The sequence below is a fragment of the Methylobacterium sp. CM6244 genome (assembly GCF_054817885.1).
The window spans coordinates 2,711,627-2,737,790 of record NZ_CM139247.1 but is presented as its reverse complement, the minus strand read 5'-3'; the positions used below and the strand labels follow the sequence as shown (position 1 = coordinate 2,737,790).

General features: G+C 66.6%; 22 protein-coding genes. 11 read left to right on the top strand and 11 right to left on the bottom strand.

What is annotated here, in order from left to right; translation table 11 throughout:
• The first annotated feature begins 17 nt into the window (after positions 1 to 17).
• The 9 genes from ACYQML_RS12680 to ACYQML_RS12640 all read left to right on the top strand — a co-directional run bounded on the left by ACYQML_RS12680 (position 18) and on the right by ACYQML_RS12640 (position 9,395).
• Positions 18 to 326 (top strand): hypothetical protein, encoded by a 309-nt coding sequence (locus tag ACYQML_RS12680; RefSeq protein ID WP_056146206.1) that lies wholly within the window; start codon positions 18 to 20, stop codon positions 324 to 326.
• Complete coding sequence (locus tag ACYQML_RS12675) at positions 326 to 811, top strand: hypothetical protein (RefSeq protein ID WP_056430285.1); 486 nt, start codon at positions 326 to 328, stop codon at positions 809 to 811. Before ACYQML_RS12680 ends, ACYQML_RS12675 begins: the two co-directional genes overlap by 1 nt.
• A 17-nt stretch (positions 812 to 828) precedes the next feature.
• On the top strand, positions 829 to 3,252 hold the full coding sequence (gene pheT / locus ACYQML_RS12670) for a phenylalanine--tRNA ligase subunit beta (RefSeq protein ID WP_461233012.1): 2,424 nt from the start codon (positions 829 to 831) through the stop codon (positions 3,250 to 3,252).
• 249 nt (positions 3,253 to 3,501) lie between these two features.
• Positions 3,502 to 4,338, top strand: a complete 837-nt coding sequence (locus tag ACYQML_RS12665) for a DUF1186 domain-containing protein (RefSeq protein ID WP_461233011.1) — start codon at positions 3,502 to 3,504, stop codon at positions 4,336 to 4,338.
• Positions 4,339 to 4,459: 121 nt separating this feature from the next.
• Positions 4,460 to 5,038, top strand: coding sequence for an NADPH-dependent FMN reductase (locus tag ACYQML_RS12660; RefSeq protein WP_461233010.1), 579 nt, complete (start codon positions 4,460 to 4,462; stop codon positions 5,036 to 5,038).
• Between the two features lie 296 nt (positions 5,039 to 5,334).
• On the top strand, positions 5,335 to 5,661 hold the full coding sequence (locus ACYQML_RS12655) for a hypothetical protein (protein ID WP_461233009.1): 327 nt from the start codon (positions 5,335 to 5,337) through the stop codon (positions 5,659 to 5,661).
• Between the two features lie 138 nt (positions 5,662 to 5,799).
• Positions 5,800 to 8,112, top strand: a complete 2,313-nt coding sequence (rnr, locus tag ACYQML_RS12650) for a ribonuclease R (protein WP_461233008.1) — start codon at positions 5,800 to 5,802, stop codon at positions 8,110 to 8,112.
• Between the two features lie 103 nt (positions 8,113 to 8,215).
• A complete protein-coding gene (locus tag ACYQML_RS12645; RefSeq protein ID WP_461233007.1) occupies positions 8,216 to 8,695 on the top strand; it encodes a DUF983 domain-containing protein in 480 nt (159 codons plus the stop codon).
• Positions 8,652 to 9,395, top strand: a complete 744-nt coding sequence (locus tag ACYQML_RS12640; protein WP_461233006.1) for an NUDIX hydrolase — start codon at positions 8,652 to 8,654, stop codon at positions 9,393 to 9,395. The genes ACYQML_RS12645 and ACYQML_RS12640 overlap by 44 nt, the downstream gene beginning before the upstream one ends.
• Before the next feature lie 276 nt (positions 9,396 to 9,671).
• On the opposite strand, the gene ACYQML_RS12635 is transcribed toward ACYQML_RS12640, so the two are convergent.
• The 4 genes from ACYQML_RS12635 to gor all read right to left on the bottom strand — a co-directional run bounded on the left by ACYQML_RS12635 (position 9,672) and on the right by gor (position 15,450).
• Positions 9,672 to 11,072 carry a class II 3-deoxy-7-phosphoheptulonate synthase gene (locus ACYQML_RS12635; RefSeq protein ID WP_461233005.1) on the bottom strand — a complete coding sequence of 467 codons (1,401 nt, stop codon included), beginning with the start codon at positions 11,070 to 11,072 and terminating at the stop codon, positions 9,672 to 9,674.
• A gap of 228 nt (positions 11,073 to 11,300) precedes the next feature.
• A complete protein-coding gene (locus tag ACYQML_RS12630) occupies positions 11,301 to 11,600 on the bottom strand; it encodes an RNA polymerase sigma factor region1.1 domain-containing protein (RefSeq protein ID WP_056430260.1) in 300 nt (99 codons plus the stop codon).
• Between the two features lie 82 nt (positions 11,601 to 11,682).
• The gene (locus ACYQML_RS12625; protein ID WP_461235720.1) at positions 11,683 to 13,980 is read right to left on the bottom strand and encodes an FdhF/YdeP family oxidoreductase; all 2,298 of its coding nucleotides are present in this window, start codon (positions 13,978 to 13,980) and stop codon (positions 11,683 to 11,685) included.
• Positions 13,981 to 14,064: 84 nt separating this feature from the next.
• Positions 14,065 to 15,450, bottom strand: a complete 1,386-nt coding sequence (gor, locus tag ACYQML_RS12620; protein ID WP_461233004.1) for a glutathione-disulfide reductase — start codon at positions 15,448 to 15,450, stop codon at positions 14,065 to 14,067.
• A 397-nt stretch (positions 15,451 to 15,847) separates the two neighbouring features.
• Between gor and ACYQML_RS12615 the strand changes: the two genes are divergently transcribed.
• The gene (locus ACYQML_RS12615) at positions 15,848 to 16,234 is read left to right on the top strand and encodes a hypothetical protein (protein WP_056430254.1); all 387 of its coding nucleotides are present in this window, start codon (positions 15,848 to 15,850) and stop codon (positions 16,232 to 16,234) included.
• 50 nt (positions 16,235 to 16,284) lie between these two features.
• On the top strand, positions 16,285 to 16,920 hold the full coding sequence (locus tag ACYQML_RS12610) for a general stress protein (RefSeq protein ID WP_056453977.1): 636 nt from the start codon (positions 16,285 to 16,287) through the stop codon (positions 16,918 to 16,920).
• Between the two features lie 80 nt (positions 16,921 to 17,000).
• Here ACYQML_RS12610 and rpmG read toward each other — a convergent pair whose 3' ends face one another.
• From rpmG to ACYQML_RS12575, 7 genes are all read right to left on the bottom strand, one after another.
• On the bottom strand, positions 17,001 to 17,168 hold the full coding sequence (gene rpmG, locus ACYQML_RS12605) for a 50S ribosomal protein L33 (RefSeq protein ID WP_056255359.1): 168 nt from the start codon (positions 17,166 to 17,168) through the stop codon (positions 17,001 to 17,003).
• A 99-nt stretch (positions 17,169 to 17,267) separates the two neighbouring features.
• Positions 17,268 to 18,449, bottom strand: coding sequence for an MFS transporter (locus ACYQML_RS12600; RefSeq protein ID WP_056430246.1), 1,182 nt, complete (start codon positions 18,447 to 18,449; stop codon positions 17,268 to 17,270).
• A gap of 123 nt (positions 18,450 to 18,572) precedes the next feature.
• Entirely contained in the window at positions 18,573 to 19,916 is a 1,344-nt protein-coding gene (locus ACYQML_RS12595) for an efflux RND transporter periplasmic adaptor subunit (protein ID WP_461233003.1), read from the bottom strand.
• Entirely contained in the window at positions 19,913 to 23,140 is a 3,228-nt protein-coding gene (locus ACYQML_RS12590) for an efflux RND transporter permease subunit (protein WP_461233002.1), read from the bottom strand. The genes ACYQML_RS12595 and ACYQML_RS12590 overlap by 4 nt, the downstream gene beginning before the upstream one ends.
• A 159-nt stretch (positions 23,141 to 23,299) precedes the next feature.
• Positions 23,300 to 24,397 carry a M48 family metallopeptidase gene (locus ACYQML_RS12585; protein WP_461233001.1) on the bottom strand — a complete coding sequence of 366 codons (1,098 nt, stop codon included), beginning with the start codon at positions 24,395 to 24,397 and terminating at the stop codon, positions 23,300 to 23,302.
• Entirely contained in the window at positions 24,397 to 25,689 is a 1,293-nt protein-coding gene (locus ACYQML_RS12580) for a YjgN family protein (RefSeq protein WP_461233000.1), read from the bottom strand. Before ACYQML_RS12580 ends, ACYQML_RS12585 begins: the two co-directional genes overlap by 1 nt.
• 249 nt (positions 25,690 to 25,938) lie before the next feature.
• Positions 25,939 to 26,163: a YbdD/YjiX family protein gene (locus ACYQML_RS12575; protein WP_056430233.1), complete on the bottom strand. Its 225-nt coding sequence runs from the start codon at positions 26,161 to 26,163 to the stop codon at positions 25,939 to 25,941.
• Between the last annotated feature and the right edge of the window lies 1 nt (position 26,164).

Here is a 26,164-nt window from a genome sequence, read left to right as displayed (position 1 = left end):
CGAGGGAGGGATCGTGCATGACCGAGCAGGAGATCCGACAGGTCGCCAACGAGGTGCTGCGGGAAACGCTCGGACCACACGGGTTCGAGAGCGCCGATGTTCGTCCGGCTCCCGACTTCGACGGTGAGCCCTCGCTTCATGTGACGGCGCATTTCAGGCCGAAGGCAGGGGTGACCAGCGGAGACGCTTCGACCAGGGCTCTGTCGGCTCTACGGAAACGGCTGCTCGATAAGGGGGAGGAGCGATTTCCGTACATCCGCTACGATTATCCGGATGACGAAGTGCTCGGCGACGACCCATCGGAACCAATGCCGGACCGGCATTGATGCCGAGGCTCGGAAATCCACTCGTCTACGATCTCCTGGAAACATCCCGCACGCTCGCGGACACGCGCGGCCGGGTGAACCTGCGCAAAGCGGCGATGCGCCGGGCGGTCAGCGGGGCCTACTATTCTGTCTTTCACGCTCTCTGCTTCATTTGCGCGAGTGAATTGATCGGGTGGACCCAGGAGAACGACATCGTCGAACCGATCTACCGCCTGCTCGATCATGGAACGGCAAAGAAGCGTCTCAACAGCCGGGATGCGAACCTGATCGGACCGACCGTTACCGATATCGGCAATAACTTCCTGAGTTTGCAGGAAGCTCGAAACGCCGCCGACTATTCGCCGCCTACTCTGAAGGTTCGTCATGACGAGACGTTGCGCTACATCGAGCTTGCGGAACAGACCGTGACGTTGATCGAATCTCTCACGACGCTCGACCGCAAGAAGCTTGCGGTTCTCCTGATCGCCAGAACCCGGCCCCTCTGAGCCGAAGAGACGAACTCATGAAATTCACCCTCTCCTGGCTCAAGGAGCACCTCGACACCGATTCGTCTCTGGAGAATATCTCCGAGACGCTGACGCGGATCGGCCTCGAAGTCGAAGGCATCGAAGACAAGGCGGCGGCGCTCGCGCCTTTTGTCGTCGCCCATGTGCTCACGGCCGAACAGCACCCCAATGCCGACCGTTTGCGTGTCTGCACCGTGGATGCCGGCGACGGGCAGCCCGTGCAGGTCGTCTGCGGAGCGCCGAATGCGCGCGCCGGGATGAAGACGGTGTTCGCGCCCCCCGGCACCTACGTGCCCGGTCTCGACAAGACCTTGGCGGTCGGCAACATCCGGGGCGTCGAGAGCCTCGGCATGCTGTGCTCGGGCGCCGAACTCGGCCTCGGCGATGAGTCCAGCGGCATCCTCGATCTGCCGGCGGACGCCCCGACCGGCCAGGCCTACGCGCTCTATGCCGGGCTCGACGATCCGGTCATCGAGATCAACCTCACCCCGAACCGCCCGGATTGTACCTCGATCCACGGCATCGCCCGCGATCTCTCGGCTGCCGGCATCGGCGTCTTGAAGCGCGAGCCGATGCCGCCTGTGCGTGGCGAGGGCGAGTGCCCCGTGCCGGTCGCCCTCGATTTCGAGCCCGCGGACAAGGGATTGTGCCCCTATTTCGCCCTGCGCCTCGTGCGCGGCGTGAAGAACGGCCCCTCCCCCGACTGGATGCAGGCCCGCCTGCGCGCCATCGGCCTTCGCCCGATCAACGCTCTCGTCGACATCACCAACTACCTCACCTTCGATCGCGGACGCCCGCTCCACGTTTTCGACGCGGCCAAGGTGAAGGGCGCTCTCACGGTCCGTCGCGCCCGCGACGGCGAGAGCCTGAAGGCGCTCGACGGCAAGACCTATGCGCTCGATGACGGCATCGTCGTCATCGCCGACGAGAACGGCCCCGAATCCATCGGCGGCATTATCGGCGGCGAGGCCTCCGGCTGCGACGACGCCACCGTGGACGTGATCATCGAATCCGCCCTGTGGGACCCGGTGAACATCGCCCAGAGCGGCCGGCGCCTCGGCATCATCACCGATGCCCGCTACCGCTTCGAGCGCGGCGTCGACCCGGTCTTCGCCCTGCCGGGGCTGGATCTGGCCACCCGCATGGTCGTCGAGATCTGCGGCGGCACGGCGAGCGAGGCGGTGATCGCCGGTGAGCTGCCCGAGACGGAACGGGTCATCGATTTCCCCTGGACCGAGACCCGCCGGCTCGCCGGGATCGAGCTGTCCCGCGCCGAGATGAAGGTGACGTTGGAGACCCTCGGGTTCCACGTGGCCGGCTCCGGCGACCGGGTGAAGGTTCTCACCCCGTCCTGGCGCCCGGATGTGGAGGGCAAGGCCGATCTCGTTGAGGAGATCATCCGCATCGCGGGCCTCGACCGGATCGAGCCGAAGCCGCTGACGCGCGGCGATGCCGCCATCGCCAAGGCGACGCTGACCCCCCTGCAGAAGCGCACGCGCCTCGCCAAGCGGGCGCTGGCCACGCGCGGCCTGGTGGAGGCGGTGACGTGGTCGTTCATCCCGCATGACGATGCCGTCCTGTTCGGCGGCGGCAAGGCGGATCTGGCGCTGGCCAACCCCATCGCCGCCGACCTCTCGGACATGCGTCCGAGCCTCGTTCCGGGCCTGCTCCGGGCGGCCCAGCGCAACGCCGACCGCGGCTATGGCGACGTCGCCCTGTTCGAGGTCGGCCAGTGCTTCGAGACCGACCAGCCCGAGGGCCAGTCGATCCGCGCCACGGCCATTCGCCGGGGAACGGCACGCCACGATGGCGCCGGCCGCCATTGGGCGGGGGCCGCCGCCACCGTCGATGCGTTCGAGGCCAAGGCCGACGCCCTGGCCCTCCTCACGGCGCTGGGCGTGCCGACCGGCGGTCTCCAGCTCGTGGCGGGTGGCCCCGCCTGGCTTCATCCCGGACGCTCCGGCACGATGCAGTTCGGGCCGAAGAACCAGATCGGCTATTTCGGCGAGATCCACCCCCGCGTGATGAAGGCTCTGGACCTGAAGGGCACGCTCGTGGCCTTCGAGATCACCCTGGATACGATCCCCCTGCCGAAATACCGCCCGACCAAGGTGAAGCCCGCCCTTGCCCTCTCAGACTTCCAGGCGATCTCACGCGACTTCGCCTTCGTCGTCGGGCGCGACGTTGCGGCGGGCGACGTTGTGAAGGCGGCGCAAGCTGCCGAGCGCAAGCTCATCGCCGGGATCGACGTCTTCGACATCTACGAGGGGACGGGCATTCCCGAGGGCGCGAAATCCGTCGCCATCGCGGTGAGGCTCCAACCGGTGGAGCGGACCCTCACCGACGCGGAGATCGAGGCCGTGACGGCCAAGATCGTCGCCGAGGTCGCCCGCAAGACCGGCGCGACTTTGAGGGGGTGAGAGCTTGTTTGAGGTGTTTTTCCAAGACCTTGCCTCATCCTGAGGTGCCGCATAGCGGCCTCGAAGGAGGGCTCCAGATCGCGCACCGGCCTCTGGAGGCCTCCTTCGAGGCCCTTCGCCGAGGCAAAGGGCACCTCAGGATGAGGTTGTCTGCTTGGATGATCGACTCGAGCATGAGCAGCCACCGAGAAATCCGATCGGACAGGCTTTGAAACGGCGCTCGGAACTCCAGACAAGGAAGCCGACCACATGGCGAACCAGGAACTGATCGACGTCTTGTCGGCCGCCAAGCATCTGCCGAAGGCGGCGATGCTCCAGGCCCTGGCGAGCCCGGCCGACATCGCCGAACCGGTTCTCGCCGTCCTGGCTTTGGCGGCGGAGGGCAAGGAGCTCGACGAGGCGCAGGGCAACCTGCTGTTCTGGGGAGTACACGTCCTGGCGGCGGCCGGCGAGACGCGGGCCTTCCTCCCGCTTCTCACCATCCTGCGGCGCCAGGATTCCGACGGGCTGGATGCGCTCCTGGGCGACGCCCTCACCATCACCATGGCGAAGATGCTCACCAGCCTGTTCGACGGCGACGTGGCGCCGATGCATGCGCTGCTGCTCGATTCGACGGTGGACGGCTTTGCCCGCAACGAGGTCTTCGCCGCCCTCGCCTACCTGACCCAGACCGGACGGATCGACCGGACCGAGACCCACGATCTCCTCGTCCGCTTCGACGACAAGCGCGCCGCCGTGGAGGGCGATTTCGCCTGGGTCGGCTGGGAGGAGACCATCGCCCTCCTCGGCTATGCCGATCTCGCCTTGCGAAGCATGGCCGCCAGGGCCGACGGCCGCCTGACCGACGAATTCAGCGACGCAGGGTGGTTTCACACTACCCTGCGCCGGGCGACCGCGAAGCCGAACGACCTGCAGCGGTTCGACGGACAGAAATATGGCACGTTCGACGATCCCATCGGGGCCTTGGCCTGGACCGCCGAGGGGGCGGGCCTCCCGATCCGCAATCCGGTGAAAATCGGCCGCAACGATCCCTGCCCGTGCGGAAGCGGGAAGAAATACAAGAAGTGCTGCCTCAACGCGGCCTGACGAAGAGCCAGGATCGCCCCGGACCGTAAAGGTCCGGCGCTTCCAGACGCACGGACGCGACAGCATTCGCCAACGGCGGTACGATGGGCGAACCCGCGTTCATCTTTGCCGGAGCAGTGCCATGTCCCTCGTGATCCCCGTTATCCTCGGTTCCGTCCGCAGCGAACGCCAGGGATTGCGCGCGGCGCGCTTCCTCGTGGCGCGCCTGCAGGAACGCGGCATCGAGGCTCCGCTGGTGGACCCGGCCGGGTTGAAGCTGCCGCTCCTCGACAAGATGTACAAGGAATATCCCAAGGGCGAGGCGCCTCCGGTGCTCGAGGACCTCGCCACGCTCTACCGCCGGTCGGATGCGTTCGTGGTGGTCTCGGCCGAGTACAACCATTCGATCCCACCGGCCCTCTCGAACACGCTGGATCACTTCCTCGAAGAGTATTTCTGGCGGCCTTCGGCCATCGTCTGTTACTCGGCCGGCCAATATGGCGGCGTACGGGCGGCGATGCAGCTCAGGGCGATGATGGCCGAGCTCGGCGCTCCGAGCATCGCGTCGCTGCTGCCGATTCCCCGGATCCACAAGGCGCTCGACGAAGAGGGCGTTCCGCAGGAGGAATGGCTCTCGAAGGCCGCCAAGCGGTTCCTCGACGAGCTGGTCTGGCATGCCGAGGCCCTGAAGACGCAGCGCGCCAAGGGCACCCCGTATTGAAAGCCTGTTCGATTGGATTTCTCGGCGGATGCTCACGCCAGAGCCGAGCATCCCAGCAGACAGCCTCATCCTGAGGTGCCCGCATCAGCGGGCCTCGAAGGAGGCCTCCAGTGCTCGGGCGATTTCTGAAAGCCTCCTTCGAGGCCGCTGCGCCGCACCTCAGGATGAGGTAGAGCGTTGGAAAAGCGACTCAAACAGGCTCTGAGGGTGGTGCTCCGTGCCGGGAACCCGCCGATGCGAGGTCCGGCGCGGGTCTTGCGCGTCGACCCTCCACGATGCCGGAGGCCGCAGCAAAGATGACGATTCTTCAGACCCTTCTCGCCGACCTCGTGAAGGCGGCGCTGATCTCCGACGACGCGGCGAGTCTTCGCTGGCGTGACGAGGCGAGGCGCGTCCATGCCGTGATCGCCTCGGACCCATCGGCAGTGGCGGGGTTGAAGATCGACGGGATCTGGACCTTGGCCGTTCGCGAGGCGGAGGCCCCCGAGCTTCGCGCCTCGGAGACCCGGGTCTCGTTCACGCTGCCGGTCGCCTGCCCGTTCAGCCTCGCCGACATCACCGACCCGGGTTTCGACATCGATGCCGGGGTGGAGCGGATCGTCGGTTCCGCGTCCACCGGTTGATGAACAACGGAAGAACATTGCCCCCGGCCTCGCGCGGTCCCATGTTAACGGATGTGGAAAGGCCCGAGCCTGAGGCCTTTCGACCTCTCGCCGCCAAGACATGAGCGGCGCGTTATACGAGTTCGAGCCCAGAGACATTTGGCCAGACGCATCAATCCCAACCCCGGGCAGAGCGCCCTTCCCTCCCGCGAGCAGATTCTCGCCTTCATCGCGCAGGCGACCGAGAAGGTCGGCAAGCGCGAGATCGCCGCGGCGTTCAACATCAAGGGTTCCGATCGCATCGGCTTGAAGCGCATCCTCAAGGAGATCGAGGAGGAAGGGGAGATCGAGCGCGGGCGCGCCGGGCTGGTGCCGCCCGGCCGGCTTCCGCCGGTGACGCTGGCCGATATCAAGTCGCGGGATCGCGATGGCGATTTCTTCGCCGTTCCGGTGGAATGGGACCATGCGAAGGGCCCCCCGCCGAAGATCCTGGTCTCCTCACCCCGCAGCGGCAAGAAGCCGGGCCGCGCAGCCCCCGGTATCGGGGACCGCGCCCTTCTGCGCGTCGAACTCATTCCCGGCGAGAGCGGGCGCTATTCCGGCCGTGTCATCAAGGTGATCGGCAAGAACAAGGCGGAGGTGCTCGGCGTCTACCGCTCCGGCCCCGATGGCGGGCGCATCGTGCCCGTTGAGAAGCGGGCGCAGGGCCGCGAGATCGCGATCCCGGCCGGCGAGGAAGGCGAGGCGCGGGACGGCGACCTCGTCAGCGTCAGCCTCGTGAGCGAGAGCCGGTTCGGCCTGCCGCGTGGGCGCGTCACCGAGCGCCTCGGGTCGCTCGGCTCGGAGCGTGCCGTGAGCCTCATCGCCCTGCATCTCCACCACATTCCCCACGTCTTCGCCGCCGACACTCTGGCCGAGGCCGACGCGGTGGAGCCGGTGGGGATGAAGGGCCGTGAGGATTGGCGCGCCGAGCCTCTCCTGACCATCGACCCCCCCGACGCAAAGGACCATGACGACGCTGTGATGGCGGTGCCGGACCCGGACGAGGCCAATCAGGGCGGCTTCGTCGTCACCGTCGCCATCGCCGATGTGGCCGCCTATGTCCGTCCCGGCTCCGCCCTCGACCGCGAGGCGCTGTTGCGCGGCAACTCGGTCTATTTCCCGGACCGCGTCGTGCCGATGCTGCCGGAGCGCATCTCCAACGACCTTTGCTCGCTGAGGGAGAAGGAGGATCGGCCGGCCATCGCGGTGCGCATGGTGATCGGCCCCGACGGCGTGAAGAAGCGCCACAGCTTCCACCGGGTGATGATGCGCTCGTGCGCCAAGCTGTCCTATGCCCAGGCGCAGGCGGCCATCGACGGATTCACCGACGAGACGACCGCGCCGCTGCTGGAACCGATCCTGCGCCCGCTCTGGGCCGCCTACGCGGCCCTGACGGCGGCGCGCGAGGCACGCGGCCCCCTCGCCCTCGATCTTCCGGAGCGGAAGGTGCTGCTGACGCCGGACGGGGCCGTGGACCGGGTCGTGGTGCCGGCCCGCCTCGACGCGCACCGGCTCATCGAGGAGTTCATGATCCAGGCCAACGTGGCCGCCGCCGAGACCCTGGAACAGGCGAAACAGCCGCTGATCTACCGCGTCCATGACGAGCCGGCCCTGGAGAAGATGCGCGCGCTCGGCGAGGTTCTCGCCTCCATCGGCATCAAGATTCCCAAGGAAGGTGCCCTGCGCCCCGCCCTGTTCAACCGGATCCTCGGCTCCGTGGCCGAGACCGAGCACGCGATCTTCATCAACGAGGTCGTGCTGCGCTCGCAGGCGCAAGCCGTCTATGCCGCGCAGAATCTCGGGCATTTCGGCCTGAATCTCAGGCGCTACGCCCATTTCACCTCGCCGATCCGGCGCTATGCCGATCTTATCGTCCACCGGGCGCTGATCGCCGCCTGCCGCCTCGGCCCGGACGGCCTGTCCTCCGACGTGACGGTGGGCGCTCTCGACCAGATTGGGGAGCAGATCTCGGCCGCCGAGCGTCGCGCCATGGCGGCCGAGCGCGAGACCATCGACCGGCTCATCGCGCATCATCTCGCCGACCGGGTCGGTGCTACCTTCACCGGCCAGATCTCGGGCGTCACCCGCGCCGGGCTCTTCATCAAGCTCGACGAGACCGGTGCCGACGGCTTCGTGCCGATCTCCACCATCGGCAACGATTTCTACCACCACGACGAGGCGCGGCATGCCCTGGTCGGCTCGCGCAGCGGCGAGACCCATCGCCTCGGCGACCGGGTGGAGGTGAGGCTGGTGGAGGCGGCGGCCGTGGCCGGAGCGCTGCGCTTCGAATTGCTCTCCGAAGGCCAGACGAGGCCGGGAGCCGGGGGGACGAGAACTCCGCGCTCGCCGAGCTTCCACAAGGCCGGCCCGCCCGGCAGGCCTGCCGGCATCCGCAACACCGGGTCGCGCCACCGCGGGTCGCGCCGCTAGGGCGGCTCGTGTAGGATCGGGCCTCATCGGAACTGGTCTTCCCAGCCCCAACCTCGGCGATGAGGTTGCGGCGTTGGACATCCGAAGCGGAAGGTAGATCGCCATGACCGAGAGCGTCGAGACCCTGCCCGGAGAGCGTGTCGGCCTCGTCAAGTCGATGGCGCGTGGCTTCCTGTGCCGCTGCCCGCATTGCGGCGAGGGCAATCTCTTCGGCAAGTTCCTGAAGGTCCGTCCTTCCTGCGACGCGTGCGGGCTCGAATTCCACCACCACCGCGCCGACGACCTTCCGCCCTACGTGGTGATCTTCATCATCGGCCATATCGTCGGTTACTTCATTCTCGAACTCGAGACGAACTACGACGTACCGTTGTGGTTTCAGCTCTCGTTCTGGCCGATCGTGACCCTCGGATCGGCGCTTGCCCTGCTGCAGCCGGTGAAGGGCGCGGTGGTCGGATTGCAGTACGCCCTTGGCATGGGAGGCTTTGCCACGCTACCGACGGGGACAAGCGTGGCAATTGCGCGATCCGAGGAGGTTCAGCTTGGACCAAGCGACAATCCTACCCCCGGCCTCGGCCGCCTCTGAGCCTCGACGGCGCCCGGCCACCCTACGGCCGCGCAACGCGGCCACCCTCATCATCATCGACCGCACGGCGCGCCAGCCCAAATTCCTGATGGGCAAGCGCCATGACGGCCTCGCCTTCATGCCCGGCAAGTTCGTCTTCCCCGGCGGGAGGATCGAGCCCGGAGATCGCCGCATGAGCGTCGCCGGAGCGCTCTCGACGCGCGCGGAAGATGCCCTGGCCAAGCGCGTGCCGCGCGCCTCGCATTCCCTCGGGCGAGCGCTCGCTTTGGCGGCGATCCGCGAGACCTCGGAGGAGACCGGACTTTTCCTGGGCACCAAGGAATACGGACCGCCCGACACCGCGCCCGAGGGAAGCTGGTCGGCCTTCAAGGAGTTCGGAATCCTGCCGGACCTCGAATCGCTCCACCTGGTGGCGCGCGCGATTACGCCCCCCGGCCGAGCGCGCCGGTTCGATACGCGCTTCTTCACCATCGACCGGAAAGCCGTGGCGGCCGAGCAGCCGGGGATCGTCACGCCGACATCCGAACTGGTGGAGCTCGCCTGGGTGAGCTTCGCCGAGGCGCGGAACCTCGACCTGCCGCGGATCACCCGCGTCGTCCTCGACGAATTGGAGCTGCAGATCGCCGGTGGGTTCGCGCCCTACCTGCCGATCCCGTTCTTCTACGAGCGGAGCGGCAAGCATGTCAGGGAGGTTCTGTAGACGGCCGCAGGAACCGTATCCGCTCACATTCCGTTGATCGAACGATGATGTAGCTGGAGTATGACGATGCTGAAAGGCGGATTGTTGTGGTTGATCGGTATCCCATTGCCGATCATTTTGCTGATCTACTTCTTCACGTCCTGGCTGCACTGAGCGGAATTGAAACGGGACGTGCCGCCGAGTCCGATGAGTCGGCTCCTCGGCGGGCATGACATGTAAAAAGCCCTCTCCCCCGACCGGGGAGAGGGCTTTTTCGTTAGTAGATACGAGCGCCAGCTACTCGGCGGCGTCGAGGCGCGGGCGGACGATCTCGGCGCGCTCGCGCTTCACCAGTTCGGCCGTGAGGAACGCGACTTCCAGCGCCTGCTCCGCATTGAGGCGGGGATCGCAATAGGTGTGGTAGCGATCCTGCAGGTCGTCGGCCGTCAGCGCGCGGGCGCCGCCGGTGCATTCCGTGACGTTCTTGCCGGTCATCTCGAGATGGATACCGCCGGCGACGGTCCGCTCCGCCCGGTGCACGCCGAAGAAGCCTTCGATCTCCGTCATCACCCGCTCGAACGGACGCGTCTTGTAACGGCCGGCCGCGATGGTGTTGCCGTGCATCGGATCGCAGACCCACACGACCTTGCGGCCCTCACGCTCCACCGTGCGGATCAGCCCGGGCAGATGCTCGCCGACCTTGTCCGCGCCGAAGCGGCAGATCAGGGTCAGGCGGCCGGCTTCGTTCTCCGGGTTGAGCTGGTCGATCAGCTTGATCAGCCCCTCGGAGGTCATCGACGGCCCGCATTTCAGCCCGATCGGGTTCTTGATCCCGCGCGCATACTCGATATGCGCATGGTCGGCCTGGCGTGTGCGGTCGCCGACCCAAAGCATGTGGCCCGACGTGGCGTACCAGTCGCCGCTGGTGGAATCGACGCGGGTCAGCGCCTCTTCATAGCCCAGCAGCAGCGCCTCGTGGCTCGTGAAGAAATCCGTGGTGCGGACCTCCTGGTGCGTCTCGGGATTGATGCCGATGGCGCGCATGAAATCGAGGGCATCGCTCATCCGCTCCGCCACATCCTGGTAGCGTGAGGATTGCGGGCTGTCCTTGACGAAGCCGAGCATCCAGCGATGCGCGTTCTCGAGATTGGCGTAGCCGCCGGTCGCGAAAGCGCGCAGCAGGTTGAGCGTCGCCGCCGACTGGCGGTACGCCTCCAACTGCCGGCGCGGATCGGGGATGCGCGCCTCCTCCGTGAAGGTGATGCCGTTGACGATGTCGCCCCGGTAGCTCGGCAGGCTCACGCCATCCATCGTCTCGGTGGACGAGGAGCGCGGCTTGGCGAACTGCCCGGCGATGCGCCCGACCTTCACGACGGGCGAGCCGCCCGCGAAGGTGAGCACCAGCGCCATCTGCAGGAAGACTCGGAAGAAATCGCGGATGTTGTCGGCCGAATGCTCGTCGAAGCTCTCGGCGCAATCGCCGCCCTGGAGCAGGAAGGCTTCGCCGGTGGAGACGCGGGCGAGCGCCGATTTCAGCTTGCGCGCCTCACCTGCAAAAACGAGGGGCGGAAAGCTGGCGAGCTGGGTCTCGACCGTCTGGAGCGCAGCGGCATCCGGATAGGCCGGTACCTGCTGGATCGGCAGGTTGCGCCAGGATGTCGGCGTCCAACCGGTCTTCGATGTCCAACGCTCGCCCATGATGATCTCCCGTCCACCTCTCGGCCGGCTTCACGAAAGGGGAATCCCTCGCGAAGAGCGGGGCTTATAGAGCGGTTCTCGTAGAGAAGCGAGGGATACGCACCGGCCAGTTCCGCCAGTCGCGAGAGTGTCCCGCCCGATAAGGCCAAGGTCGACCCCGGAGATGGAGATTGGCCGTCGTCGGCTCAAGGCTTCGCGTGCTTTGCGGTATGTTTAGAGGGGAAGTTGCTACTCGCCCTCCCCGTCCTCTACGGCGATGCCATGCTCCGACAGGATCCAGAAGATCGCTTCGAGATCCTCGGCCGTCACGTCACGCGGAGGCAGGGCCTCCTCCAGATCCTCGTAGGTCAGGCGGCGCGCACGCTGCGCTTCGGCCTTGGCGAGAAGACGGTCCACCGTCTCGCGCATATCCTCCGGCAGGGCATCGTGGCTCGGCAGGCGACGCTCGACGTCCGGAAACAGCGCCTGTTCCAGCATTCGGTCGATGATCGCCTGGCGCCGGTCATGCGCGTCGTCGTTCTGTGCCATGTCCCGTTATGGAGCGCGGAAGCCGCTCGAAACAAGAGAGCGTTATATCACCGACCTCCAGGCGCCGGAGGACGCGGCGACCTCAACCCTGGAGGGGCGAGGCCGAGCGGGCGATGGTCACCGGGATCGCCTTGGCGGCCGGCGTCTTCGATTGCTCGTCATGGTGCCAGAGCGGGATGAGCGGATTGAGCTCCGGGTAGTACCCCGCGCAATTCCCAGGTGGGATGTTGTAGGCCACGATGCGAAGCCCCTTCACTGAACGGACCCTGTCGTCGGCGACCGTCGTCACATCGACGATCTCGGCATCGGCGAAGCCGAGCCGGGCGATATCGGCGGCATTCATGAACAGCACCATCCGGGTGCCCTTCACGCCGCGGAACCGGTCGTCGTAGCCGTAGACGGTGGTGTTGAACTGGTCGTTCGAGCGCAACGTGATGAGGTCGAGGGCCTCGGCGCTCCGCAGCGGCATGTCGGGATCGGCCTCGATTCCCTCGGGAACCGTGAAATTGGCCTTGCCGGTCTCCGTCTCCCAGCGGCGTTCGCGGGCGGCCAGGGGCTTGTGGATGCCGCCCGGCTCGAACATCCGGCCTTCGAGATTGTGGAACACCGAGGGGTAGGTCGCCTCCATGGCCCCGCGAATGCGGGAATAATCACCGACCCATGCGTCCCAGGGAACGTTTGGATTCGGCTCCAGGGTCGCCTTGGCGATCTCGGCGACGATCCATGGCTCGGAGCGGACCTGTTCGCTTACCGGATTGGTCTTGCCCCGCGAGCCATGGAAGCACGAGGTCGAGCTCTCCATCGAGACCGCCTGCGGACCGCTCGTCTGGGTGTCGATCTCGATCCGGCCGAGACAGGGCAGGATATAGGCGACCTCGCCGTTGATGAGGTGCGAGCGGTTGAGCTTGGTCGAGATCTGCACGGTGAGGCGCATGCTCGGCCACGCCTCTTCCATCTGCACCGTCTCGGGCACGGCGCGGACGAAGTTGCCGCCGAGGCTGACGAAGGCCTTCACATCCCCGGAGACGATGCCCTCGCAGGCCTCCACCGTGTTGAGGCCCTTCTCGCGCGGCGGCTCGAAACCGTATTGCTCCTTCAGCATGTCCAGCGGCGCGAGTTCCGGCTTCTCGGTGATCCCCACCGTGCGTTGGCCCTGAACGTTGGAATGGCCCCGAACCGGAGAGGGCCCGGCGCCTTTCCGCCCGATATTCCCGCGCAGGAGGAGGAGATTCACGAGCATCTGCACGGATTCCGTGCCCTTGCGATGCTGGGTCAATCCCATGCCGTAGACGCCGATGACGGCACGCGCGCGGGCATAGACGGTGGCCGCCGCCTCGATGGCAGCGCGGGTGAGACCCGACCGGCCTTCGAGGGCCGCCCAATCCTGTGACTCGCAATAGGCCGCGAAGGCGTCGAACCCATGGGTGTGTTCGTCGATGAAGCTCCTGTCGAGGATGCCGGGGCGCCCGACCTTCAGCGCCTCCCGGTCGGCTGCGATGAGCGCCTTGCACATCCCGGTGATCGCCGCGAGATCGCCACCGGCCTTGACCTGATGGTACTGGGTCGAGATCTCGGTGGCGTGGCCTGTCGCCATCTCCACCACCGATTGCGGGTTGGTGAACCGCTCCAATCCGCGCTCGCGCAGGGGGTTGAAGGTGATGATCGGAACCCGGCGTTTCCGCGCCTCCTGCAACTGGTGCAGCATACGGGGCGCGTTCGAGCCGACATTCTGGCCGAAGAACAGAATCAGGTCGGTCGTCTCGAAATCGTCCAGCACCACCGTCCCGACGGGGACGCCGATCGATGCCTTCAGCCCGACGGACGTCGGCTCGTGGCACATGTTGGACGAATCGGGCAGGTTGTTGTTGCCGTACATCCGGGCGAAGAGCCCGTAGATGTAGGACGTCTCCAGCGAGGCGCGGCCCGACGTGTAGAACACCACCGATTTCGGATCGAGGGCGCGCAATTCCCGGCCTATCGCCGCCGTCGCCTCCTCCCAGGAGACCGGCACGTAACGATCGCTCGTCGCGTCGTAGCGCATCGGATGCGTGAGCCGGCCCTGCCCCTCCAGGGCGTAATCCGTCCAGCTGCGGAGTTCCGTCACCGTGTGCTTGGCGAAGAAGTCGGGTCCGCAGCGCTTGGCGGTCTGCTCCCAGGCCGTCGCCTTCGCGCCGTTCTCGCAATATTCGAACGTCAGCGGCTTGGCGGGCTTGGCCCAGGCGCAGGACACGCACATGAAGCCGTCCGGCTTGTTCTGCTTCATCAGCAGCGCCGCGCCGGAGACGGGAATCTCTTCCCGCAGAAGAATTTCGGTGAGAGATTGCGCCGAGCCCCAGCCGCCGGCCGGCCCGTCATAGGCCTCGATCTTCGGCTCCGCCATCTTGTCGGTCATTCGCTGGGCCTTTGCCGATGAATCGGTTCAGAGCCCAACGGCAGTGCTGAGTGCCTGTTCCGGGGTGCGGCTCTAACCCACTCCTTCCGGCCGCTTGGTCACGGCTGGGACCCGCATGGTGACGAGTTCCTCGCCGGCCGTGGGATGGACCGCGATGGTCCTGTCGAAATCGGCCTTCGTCGCTCCCATCGTCACCGCGATGGCGACGGCCTGGATGATCTCCCCGGCATCGTGGCCGACGATATGGACGCCGAGCACCCGGTCGCTGGCGCAATCCACGATGATCTTCATCAGGACACGCTCGGCGCTGCCGGACAGCGTCGCCTTCATCGGGCGGAAGCTCGACTTGTAGACATCGATAGTCTCGAACCGCTCGCGCGCCTGCTCCTCGGTGAGGCCGACGGTGCCGATCTCGGGCGTCGAGAACACGGCGGTGGCGATGAGTTCGTGGTTCACAGCCCACGGCCTGCCGCCGAATACGGTGTCGGCGAAGGCATGGCCCTCGCGGATGGCGATGGGCGTCAGGGCGGCGCGGTTGGTGACGTCGCCCACCGCGTAAATCGAGGGCACGCATGTCTGCGAGAAGGCGTCCACCGGGATCGCACCGCTCTCGTCGGTCTCGATCCCCACGGCCTCCAGGCCGAGGCCGGTGACCGCCGGCCTGCGCCCGGTGGCGACGAGAACCTGATCGACCTCGAGGACGCTGCCGTCGCCGAGAGTCGCGGCAATGCCGCCCTCACCCCGTTCGAGGCGCTCCACCGTCTGGTTGAGCCGAAGATCCAGGCGCTTCTCATAGCCGAGGCCGAGGGCGTCGCGGACCTCATCGTCGAACCCGCGTAGCAGGCGGTCGCCCCGGTGCAGCAGGGTCGTCCGCGAGCCGAGATGCGCGAAGACGCTGGCGAACTCGACCGCGATGTAGCCACCTCCGATGACGAGGATGCGCTTCGGCAGGGTCTCGAGTTCGAAGACCTCGTTCGAGGTGATGCCGAGATCGCCGCCGGGAATGACCGGCACCTTCACCGGATACGCGCCCACCGCCACCAGGATGTACTTCGCCCGCACGCGGCGACCCGAGCCGACGAGGCGAATCGTATGCGCGTCCTCGATGACGGCCCGTTCGGGGATGATCGTGACGTTCATCCGTTCGAGGTTGGTGTCGTAGATCGATTCGAGGCGCGAGACCTCGGCGTCCCGGCGCGCTTTCAGCACGCTCCAATCGAAATGCGGCTCACTCACCGACCAGCCGAAACCGGCCGCGTCCTCGAACTCGTCGGCGAAGCGCCCGGCATAGACCATCAGCTTCTTCGGGACGCAGCCGCGGATCACGCAGGTGCCGCCGATCCGGTACTCTTCGGCGAGACTCACCCTGGCGCCGTAGCCGGCGGCGATGCGTGCTGCGCGCACACCCCCCGAGCCACCACCGATGACGAACAGATCGACGTCGAATTCGTCGGTCATGGCAGGCTCCTCACAGCGACGGATGCAGGTTCGGCGATCCTGGCGGAACGCGGGGCTGGTTCTGTCCGCTCTATCGCAGGAACACGATGCCCGTCATCGCCGCGCGGCGAAATTCAACGCTGCCGCTTCGGTTCGTCACTGAGGGCATGGATCGGGCCGGTCGAGATCGGCCGTCCAGAGACTGGTAACCGCTTCTCCCCGAGCAAGCGAAGGTGCTGTCCTAATTTCATGGAACAATAATCTAGCCAACGAAATGGAACAGGTGCGGGAGAGGGCGAATAGAAAAATCAATTTCCCTTCGAGATAAAGCCACGCTTCATGATGATGCGTTGCGACATCTCGACGGAACGCTTTCGCTTCCTTCCGGATTGAATAGGTCCGATCGAGGGAGAATAACATGCGACATCAGCTGGCTACACTCGCGTTTGTGGCACTTCTAGGCTCGGGCACGGCCTATGCTCAGACCACCGTGACCGGCAAGCCCGCCACGGATGCCGAGACCAGCGCCAAGTCTGGCGGCCAAGAATCCGTGACGCGCCCGAACACCGACAAGCCCGATGCGAAGAACCCCGCTACCACCCAGGCGGCGACCAACGCCAAGCTGGAAGAAGGCGCGAACAGCTTCACCGAGGGCCAGACCCGGAGCCGCCTCGAACAGGCCGGCTACAAGGACGTCAAGGAACTCAAGAAGGACGACAAGGGCATCTGGCGCGGGGCGGCAACGCTCAACGGGAAGCCTGTCACCGTCGGCGTCGACTTCAAGGGCAACGTCGCTGCTCAGTAGCGACATCTCGGACGTCGCAGACTTGTCGATACAGTGAGAGGAACGATCCCATGGCAAACCAGACCATTACCGCACTCTACGATTCCTATGACGATGCCAGCAAGGCCGTCGCCAAGCTCGAAGCCTCGGGCATCAGCCACAGCGACATCAGCATCGTCAGCAGCAACGAGAACGACCGGCATGCCGGACGTGTAGCGACCGGCGATCATACCCGCACCGACACCGCCGAGACGGCATCGACCGGTGCCGGGACGGGCGCCGGCGTCGGTACGCTCCTCGGCGGCGCGGCCGGCCTCCTGACGGGCCTCGGCCTGCTGGCGATCCCCGGTGTCGGTCCCGTCGTGGCCGCCGGTTGGCTCGTGACGACGCTCGCCGGTGCCGGCATCGGTGCCGCGGCCGGCGGTCTCGTCGGCGGCCTGACCGGCGCCGGTCTGAGCGAGGCCGATGCGCATACCTACAGCGAAGGCGTGCGTCGCGGCGGTACCCTCGTGACCGTCAAGGCCGACGATGCCCGCGCGTCGCTGGTGATGGACGTTCTCGAGGAGCACGGCTCGGTGAACGTGACCGAGCGCGCAGAGGGTTGGAAGGCCGAAGGCTGGACCGCGCCGAGCGCCACGCCGTCCGAGGCCACCACGGTCCCGGGCAACCGTACCGGCGTGCGCTCCTACCCCACCGCCTCGCTCTAACCGAGACGACCCATCCACGAACGGAAAAAGCCGCCCCGAAAGGGCGGCTTTTTCATGCCGTCTCGAAGGGGAGACGAAGCTTACTTGATCTTGGTTTCTTTGAAGTCGACATGCTTGCGCACGACGGGGTCGTACTTCTTCATGGACAGCTTTTCGGTCTGCGTCCGGGAGTTCTTCTTCGTAACGTAGAAGTAGCCCGTATCGGCGGTCGAGATGAGCTTGATCTTGACGGTGACGGCCTTGGCCATGGCGCGGTGCTCCTGAAGGTGGCGGCATTCCGCTTGAGCGAAACGCAAAATGGCCGGCACGGACCGGCTGAATTCCGCGCGGTCATTGCCTCATCGGGCTCACTTCGTCAAGGCCGAGGCGGTTTTCCGAAGCCGCCACAGGACGAGGCCGGCATAGGCGACGAGCACGCCGCACATGGCATGGGCGAAGCCCTGAGGGGGCATCAGGTCCATGCCGCCGCCAATGATCGGAGGCCCCACCATCAGGCCGACATTGTAGAAAATCAGGAAGGCGGCATTCGCGCCGGCGAGTTCGGCCCCGCGCACGCTGGCCCCAAGATGGGCCAGGCCGACCGTGTAGAGCGTGCCGGTCAGGCCGCCCCAGATCAGCAGCAGGATGGCGAGCCAGAAAGGGGATGCCGACGCCGCCGGGATCAAGGCCGCGCCGATGGCGCCACCCAGGGCCGAGGCGAGGAGGAGGCGGCGACGGTCGAACCTATCGGCCAGGAGGCCGAAGGGGATCTGGAACAGGACGTGGCCGAGAGCGAGCATACTGACGAGCCCGGCGGCGCTCTCCGCATCGAGCCCGATCCGCAGGCCGTAGAGCGGTAGGATGGCGAATCCCCCGGTCTCGACGGCACCGTAGACGAGGGCCGCGAAGATGGCGGCGGGGGCCAGCCGGACATAGCCGAGCACACCGCGACTACCGGACCCTTCGATCTCGGGGGAGAGACCGCGCGCCAGAGCGATGGGCACGGTGCCGAGCAGGAACAGGGCGGCGCCCGCACAATACGGCGCGTAGCCCTGTGTGCCGATGAGGACGAGGAGCGTCGGACCCACCGCGAAGCCGAGGGCCAGGACCGTCGCGTAGATGCCCATGACGAGGCCGCGCCGGGCCGGGGGCGCGACCTCGTTGATCCAGAACTCGGACAGGACGAAGAGCACGCCCAGCGTCGCCGAAAAGACGAAGCGGAGGGGGAACCACCAACGGATATCGTGGAGCAGCTTGAACCCGATGAGGGAGGCCGCGCCGATGAAGATCGCGAGAATGAGAAGCCGTACGACGCCGATCCGGGCGGCCAGACGCGGCACGAACGGCACGGTGACGATGCTGGCGAGACCCGCCAGGGCCGTATTGATGCCGATGACCGTGCTCGACACGCCCATGCGCTCCATCTCGAGGGAGAGGAGCGGGATCGACAGGCTTAGGCCGATGCCGACCACCGCGACACAGGTGATCGCGGCGCTCATCGCCGCCACATGAGCGCGATCGAGAGTGTCCGAGGCGGGGCGGTCGAGCATGATCGTGGGGCGTTCCGGGGGAGGCGCGAGCGGGCGCACCGAACGGTGAGGCTCTACGCCATCATCCGCCTTCGACGGAACCTGCCGGACGGCTGGGCTGGCCTGCGCCCCGGCCAGCCGGTGCTATCGCGCCGCCGATTTCAGCGGCTTTCCCTCCTGCTTGGGTGCCTGGCGCTCCATCCTCTGCCCATCGCGCAGGTCGACGGGCGGGCTCAGGACGATCTGCTCGCCCCCATCCAACCCCTGGTCGATCTCGATGGTGGTGCCGAGATCACGCTGGATATGGACGCCGCGCCATTCCACCGTGCCGTCGTCGCGAGAGATCGCGACCTGGGTGCCGCGCTGATTGAAGACGAGGCCTTCGGCCGGGATGACTGTGTTCCTCGCTGTCCGCGGCACCTTCAGCGTCACATAGACGTAGAGGCCGGGCCGCAGGCTGCCGTCGCGGTTGGGAACGTCCACCTGCGTGGTCAGGGTTCGGGACGAGGTCAGCAGGGCGACGGAGCTTCGCTCGACCTTGCCGGAGAAGGTCCGGTCCGGGATCTGCGGCACCTTGATCGTCGCGGCGACGCCCGGACTCACCCCGACGGCGAGATTCTGGGGCACGTTGACGACCACGCGCAGGACGTCGTCCCGGTCCATGGACAGCAGGGCGGTGCCGGTGCCGTCCGCCTGGACGAGATCGCCGACATCGACGCTACGGGCGGTCACGACACCATCGAAGGGGGCGATCACGTCCTTGAAGCCGGTCAGTGCCTTCAGGCGGTCCACGGTGGCGCGCTGCGCCTTGATGTTGGCCTCGGCCACTTTCACCCCCGCTTCCGCCGAGGCGAGGCTCGCGCCCTGGCTCAGGACGCTGGCCTGGGAATTGTCCGCGTTCTGCTTCGAGGCCCAGCCCTGCACGGCGAGGGTCGAGGTGCGGCTGTTGGTGGCGGTGGCGAGATTCACGTTGGCCTTCGCCTGATCGACCATGGCCCTGGCCTGGAGCAGCTGGGCTTCGAGTTGGCCGACCTGCGCCTGGGCCTGCGCCAGCTGCTGGTCGAGATCGGGGGCGGCGATGCGGATGAGGATGTCGCCCTGCTTGACCCGCGTGCCGATATCGACCCTGCGCTCTGCGATGTAGCCGGTGGCACGGGCGAAGAGGGATGCCCTGGCGAAGGCGTCGGTCTGTCCGGGCAGGGTGATGTCGATGGGCTGGTCGGCCCGCTCCACCGCGATGGTCCGCAGTTTCGGCACGAAATCCCTCGCCTTGCGCTGCGTCTCTTGCGCCGCGGCGGCCTTCTGCCAATGGCCGTACCCGCCCCAGCCGAGCAGGCCGACGGCGATGAGCCCGGCGACGAGGAACGGCCCCTTCCCCGGCGGCGGCGGGATCTCCGCCGAGCCTCGCCCCGATCGATGACTCGAACCATGAGCCGTCACCGTTTCGGTCTCGCCATCGGTCGCGTCACCAGGGCTGTTCCCGCTCATGCGTAATCCTGAAGCGGCTTGACCTCGCCCCGCCTGAGGAGGGTGTAGAGGAAGGGCACGAAGAGCAAGGTCGATGGCGTGCCGACGGCGATGCCGCCCATCACGGCGCGGGCCAGCGCCGCGTTCTGTTCGCCGCCCTCCCCCGTCCCCAGGGCCATCGGGATCAACCCGAGGAACATCGCGCCCGCCGTCATTAGTACGGGCCGCAGCCTGGTCTCACCCGCCAGGAGCGCGGCCTCGGTGGCGCTGCAGCCGGTGGCCTCCCGATGCTCCTTGGCGAAGGTGACGAGAAGGATGGAATTGGCGGATGCGATACCCACCGACATGATCGCCCCGAACAGCGACGGGATCGAGAAGGTCGTGCCGGTGATGAACAGGCTCGCGACGATTCCGCAGAAGGCGAGCGGGAGCGCCGCCAGCACCACGAGCGGGTCGCCCCAAGACTGGAAGTTCACCGCCATCAGCAAGTAGACCGCCACCAGGGCGATGGAGAGGCCGATTCCCATGCGGAAGAAGGCCGATTGCATGTTCTCGATCTGCCCGCGCACGGTGATCTTGTCGGGGGCCGGCAGGGCCTTCTGTTCCTCCTCGACGATTCGGCGGATGTCTTTCGCCACCGAACCGAGATCGGAATCCTGCACCGCCGCGTAGATATTGAAGGTCGGCTGCGTGTTGACGTGGTTGATCACCGTCTGCGACCCCTCGCGGCGCATGGTCGAGACGCTCGACAGCAGCGTCAGCACGCCCGGCGCATCGGAATTGCCGCTGACGAGGAGCGGGGTGTTCTGGATCGCCGTGAGGCTGTCGTTGCGATATTCCGGGGTCTGGACCCAGAGCTGGTAAGGGATGCCGGTCTTCGGGTCGGTCCAGAAGTTCGGCGTCACCTGGAAGGAGCCCGACAGGGAGACGTTGAGGCCCTGCGCGATCTGCTGCTCGGTGAGGCCGAGCTCGGAGGCGAGGCGCCGGTCCACGTCTACGAAGAATTGCGGCGTGCCGACGATCTGGTGGAGGTGGACGTCCACCGCCCCGCGCGTCTCCTTGAGGCGACGGACGATGTTCTGCGCGGCGGCGAGGTCCTTGGCGGTGTTGCGACCCGAGACCTGGATGTCGATCTGCGCCAGCGTCCCGAAATTGAGGATCTGCGTGATGATGTCGGAGGGCTGGAAATAGACGATCAGGTCGGGAAAGCGCTCGCGCAACACCTCGCGCAATCGCTTGGTGTAGCCGGCGACCGAGCCGTGGCCTTCCTTCAGGTTGATGAGCATCTGCCCGTCGTTGTTGGCGACGAACGACCCGTCCGAGAAGGCGAAATTGTAGTTGTTCGCAGGCAGGCCGAGATTGTCGAGAACCTGGTCGATCTCGCCCTCGGGGATGACCTCGCGGACGACGGTCTGGACTTCGGCGAAGGTCTGCACCGCCGTCTCGATGCGCATGCCCGGACGGGTGCGCAGATGCAGCGTCATCTGGCTCGATTCGACCTGTGGGAAGTAATCCTGGCCGACGAAGCCGAACAGGCCTGCCGTGCCCGCGAAGATCACCGCCACGGTGGCGAGGGTGACGACGCGGCGGCGCAGGACCACGTGGAGCAGGCCGAGATAGCTGCGGTGGAAGCGGGCGAACCGGGCTTCGAATCCCTGCCGGAACCAGCCCGCGAGGCGGAAGATCGGTCCGAACAGCCAGCCCAGCGCACGGGCGACGCGGCCCCGACGCGGAGCCTGCCCGCCCTTGCCGTGATGCTCCTCGTATTCCCGCGCGACCAGCACGTCGATCAGCACCGGCACCAGGGTCCGCGACAGGACGTAGGAGGTCAGCATCGCGAAGACGACGGCGAGCGCCTGGGGCGTGAACAGGTATTTCGGCGTGTCAGTGAGGGCAAAGACCGAGACGAAGGCGGCGCAGATCGAGAGCGTCGAGATCAGTGCGGGTTTGGCGATGCCGGCCGCGCCCTCCACCACGGATTTGCGGAACGGCTCCCCCTCCTCGAACAGCCGGTAGGTGTTCTCGATGGCCACCGTCGCGTCGTCCACGAGGATGCCCACCGCCAGGGCGAGTCCACCCAGCGTCATGACGTTGATGGTCTCGCCCAACGCCGTGAGGATCGCGAGTGAGGTCAGGATCGAAAGCGGGATCGAGACGAGCACCACGATGGTGGAGCGCCATGAGCCGAGGAACAACAGGATGGTCAGGCCGGTGAGCGCGGCGGCGATGACCGCCTCGTGGATCACGCCCTCAATGGCGGCGGAGACGAAGACCGACTGGTCGAACAATTCCCGTAGCGCCATTCCCTCCGGGGCGGCGGCGCGGATGTCCGGCAGGGCCTTCTTCACGTTGTTGACGACGTCGAGCGTCGAGGCGGTGCCGTTCTTGAAGATGCGCATCAGCACCGAGTTCAGGCCGTCGGCCCGCACGATGTTGACCTGCGGCGGGCCTCCGTCACGGACATTGGCAACGTCGCGCACCAGCACAGGCTGTCCGCCGACCACTCGGATCGGCACCTGGTTGAGCGCCTCGATGGCGTCCGGCGTGGCGTTGAGCTGGATCGGGTATTGCTGCTCGCCGATCTTGGCGAGGCCGGAGGGCACGGTGAGATTCTGCGCCGTCATGGCGTTGGTGACGTCCAGCGCCGTCAGGCCCAGAGCACGCAGGGCCTGAAGGTCGAGATCGACCATGATCTGGCGCGGCGTGCCGCCGAAGGGCGAGGGCAGCGTCGAGCCCGGCACCTGGGTCAGGCGCTGGCGGATGCGGTACTGCGCGTAATCGTAGACCTTGGTCAGGCTCTCGCTGGTAGAGGAGAGCGAAAGCTGGATCACCGGGACGGAGGAGGCCGAGAACCGCAGGACGATGGGCGGCTGCACCCCCGGCGGCATGGTCGAACGGATCGAGTTCATCGCCGAGACTGTCTGGGCGATGGCGAGATCGATGCTCACCGATTGGTCGAAATAGACCTTCTGGATCGCGGTGCCCTGCAGCGTCGTCGATTCCATCCGAGCGATGTTGTTGACGTTGTTCGAGAGCGAGAACTCTGCATAGGTCGTGATGCGACGCTCCATCTCGGAGGTCGAAAGGCCCGTATAGGTCCACACCACCACGACCACCGGAATATCCACGGTAGGCAGCACGTCCTTTGGTGCCACGATCACCGAGGCCGCGCCGCCGAGCATCATCAGCACCGCGAGGACGTAGACCGTGATGCGAAACTTCAGAGCATACTGGACGAGGCCCATACGGTATCCGCGCAAACCTGTTCGGGCCGGTGTACCACGTTCGTCGCATGCCACGAGGTGATCTGTAGCCGTGACGCCGCGCCGCAATCGGCGGGCCGGGCCGGGAATTTTGTTTCCGGATGTAACTCGCGCGCGGAAAGGCCCGGCATGGTCGGGCGCCTATTTCGCGGGTTTGGCCGGCACGTCGCGGCAGATGCCCTTGAGCGTCGCCCACTCGGTCTCGTCGAGAATGCGCCGGCCAACCGTCTCCGTGCCCGCCATCGCGCGGATGCGGTTGGCGCGCTCCTTCGTGAAGGGATGGCTGCGGAGCAGGCCCGCGAACTCGCCCTTCTCGTCGTCCTTGGCGATGCGTTCGAGGATCGTCGCCAGCGCCGTGGCATCCCCGCCCGACCGGCGCATGACCTCCACCGAATAGGAATCCGCCGCGTTCTCCGCCTCGCGCGAATAACCGGCCGAGATGGCGGCCTGTCCCACCGCGACGACGATCGTGGAGCCGGTCAGGTCGCCGAGCACGAGGCTGAGGAGGAACGAGCTTCCGCTCGCCGCCAGCAGAGCGCGCATGGGATCGTGCGCGGCGACATGGCCGAATTCGTGGGCCAGCACGCCGGCGAATTCGTCCGGCGTCCGGGACTGGTCGATGAGGTCCGACAGCACGACGACCCGCCCACCGGGCAAGGTCAGGGCATTGGCGATGGCGTGCCGGCGAACGCTGATCGCCGGATCGACCGGCAGGCCGCCATCCGCCGTCATCCGCTCGATCAAGCGGTCGAGGACGGCCCGCGCCGGGGCATCGTCGCAGACCGGCGGGTCGCCGAGGATCTTGCCGATCTGCCCGTCCACGGCGCCGCCGAGCCGCGCTTCGATCGCTGCCGGGATGACGGGTGCCAGACGCACGGCAATGGCCGGGACGCCGTAGATCGCCAGACCGATCACCGAGATCCCGGCTGCGATCGACCACAGGACGAGGCGCAGGCGACCGCCCGAGGCGGAGGGGTCGGATCGGTACAGGTCCGGACAGCGATCCTTCAGCGCGGCGGCCAGGGCCTCGTCGGTGAACTCGACCCGCTCGGCACGTCCCGCCGGGCCGACCCGCATGAGCGGGGCCGCCGTGTCGCCGGCCGCGAGCTCGGCGAGTGTCCAGGCGAGGCGTAGGTCCTGCCCGGTGATCTCCAGGCTGTCCTCGAGGACCAGGGTCACCGGATGGGCCCTGGCGCTCAAGCCATCGTAGTAGGTGCCGTGGACCGCATGTGCCGGCACTAGAACCCCACTTCGAGCGCGCCGCCGACATCGAGCGCGTCGGCGAGGCCCTCGTTGAGGCCGCTGCCCACCCGCCGGCTCGACGCGAGCACGGCATCGAGGCCGCCGGCATTCTCGACCACCGTGGTGGTGGCGACCGCCGCCCAGAGCCGCGCCGTGATGACCCGGACATAAAGCACGGCGAAGAACAGCGCGCCGCCGAGATAGCCGAACACCATGCCGAACAGCACCGCCCAATGGGCTCCGCTCTCCATGCCCTGGGTCTGCAGGAGCAGACCGCCGCCGCCGATGACGAGGCCGAGGATCAGGACGAAGCCGATCACGGAGAGAAGGTAGACGAAATAGGGCCAGTAGAACTGGCGGGCCTTCAGGGTGGACGAAAGGCGCACGGAGCCGAGGCTGGCCGCGTTCATGAAGAGCCGCGTCTCCCGCGCCCGGTAGAAGGGGATGAGCAGGAGCCCGAGGGGAAACGTGATGCCGATCGTGCTGAGGAAGAGCGCCCCGAACGTGGCGATGGGCGTGCCATCGTAATCGCTGTTGAACTCCGTCTCGCCGGGTTTGCCCCCCTCCTTGGGGACGAACAGATCGTCGGGAATGTTGAAATCGGTAGCCACGAGGAAGGCGAGCAGCGCTCCGACGATGGGCAGGAAAACCACCACGTAGAATGCCAGCCAGGGAAGCAGCAGCGAGCGCCCGCGCGCGGTGGATTCCATCCGGCTCGACCCGATGAGGGTGTGATTGATCCGGTACCGCTCCAGGCTCGCGCGCATGAAGGGGAAGGCGAGGCCGAGGGTGAGGAGCGTCAGCAGCGACCAGCCGATGGCCATCAGCGCATAGGTGATCGCCGAACCGTCCTGGCCAAGGCGGATGCCGCGCCACAGGGTGCGTGAGGCCCGGTAGCGCCGGCCGCGATAGACCGCGAATTGGCCGAGGACGAAGAGGATGAGGAAGGACAGGACGCTGCCGAAGGCCGCGAGCCAGGGCGCCGAGATCGTCGCGACGAAGATCAGGACATAGACGGGGATCAGGATGGCGACGGCGACGAGGAAGCCGAGGAACAGTTCCTTGCCGGTCCCGGAATACTCGGCCGGGCTGCCGTCGACGACGGTCCGGTTCCAGAAGTAGCGCCGCAATTCGGTGACGTACCAGAATCGGTAGATGCCGAAGGTGACGAGGGACAGGAGGAAGCCACGGACGGCGACGCCGGTGAGGCCCCTGAGTGTCCTGTCGAAGGTGATCGCGCCGGAGCGGTCCATCCCGGATCGCGTCTCGGTCATTGGCGGCTGCGACATGAGACCTCCTCTCTCGGGAGGCGACATATAAGCCTATCGTCCCAGATGAGGCCACCCGCCGATACGACTTTAGATCGGTATGCTCTTGCACCGATGAAGTATGGGGCCGCCGACGTCGTTAAAAAGCCCCGCTCCGGTCTTGGAATTTCAACTCCGAGACCGGAGCCCGAAACGTCTTCGTCGCATGATCGCGATAGAGAGGAAGATCTGTCTCGCCGAAGGGGTCGTCACCGAAGGGGATAGACTGGATCAGCAGCAGCGAAATCCGTTCCGGTTACCCACACCGAACCGGGCATTCTCCCTGTTTCGGTAGAATTCCCGCTCGCTCATCGGCTCCTGATCGGTATGGGTCCGGCGAATATGGGCGGCATAGGCCTCGTAGTCGCCCTGCCCCACCATCAGGCGGGCGCCGTCGCAGACGCATTTCGAGAAGGTCTTCAGCCGATCCCGTAGTTCCATCGACGACAGCGCCATA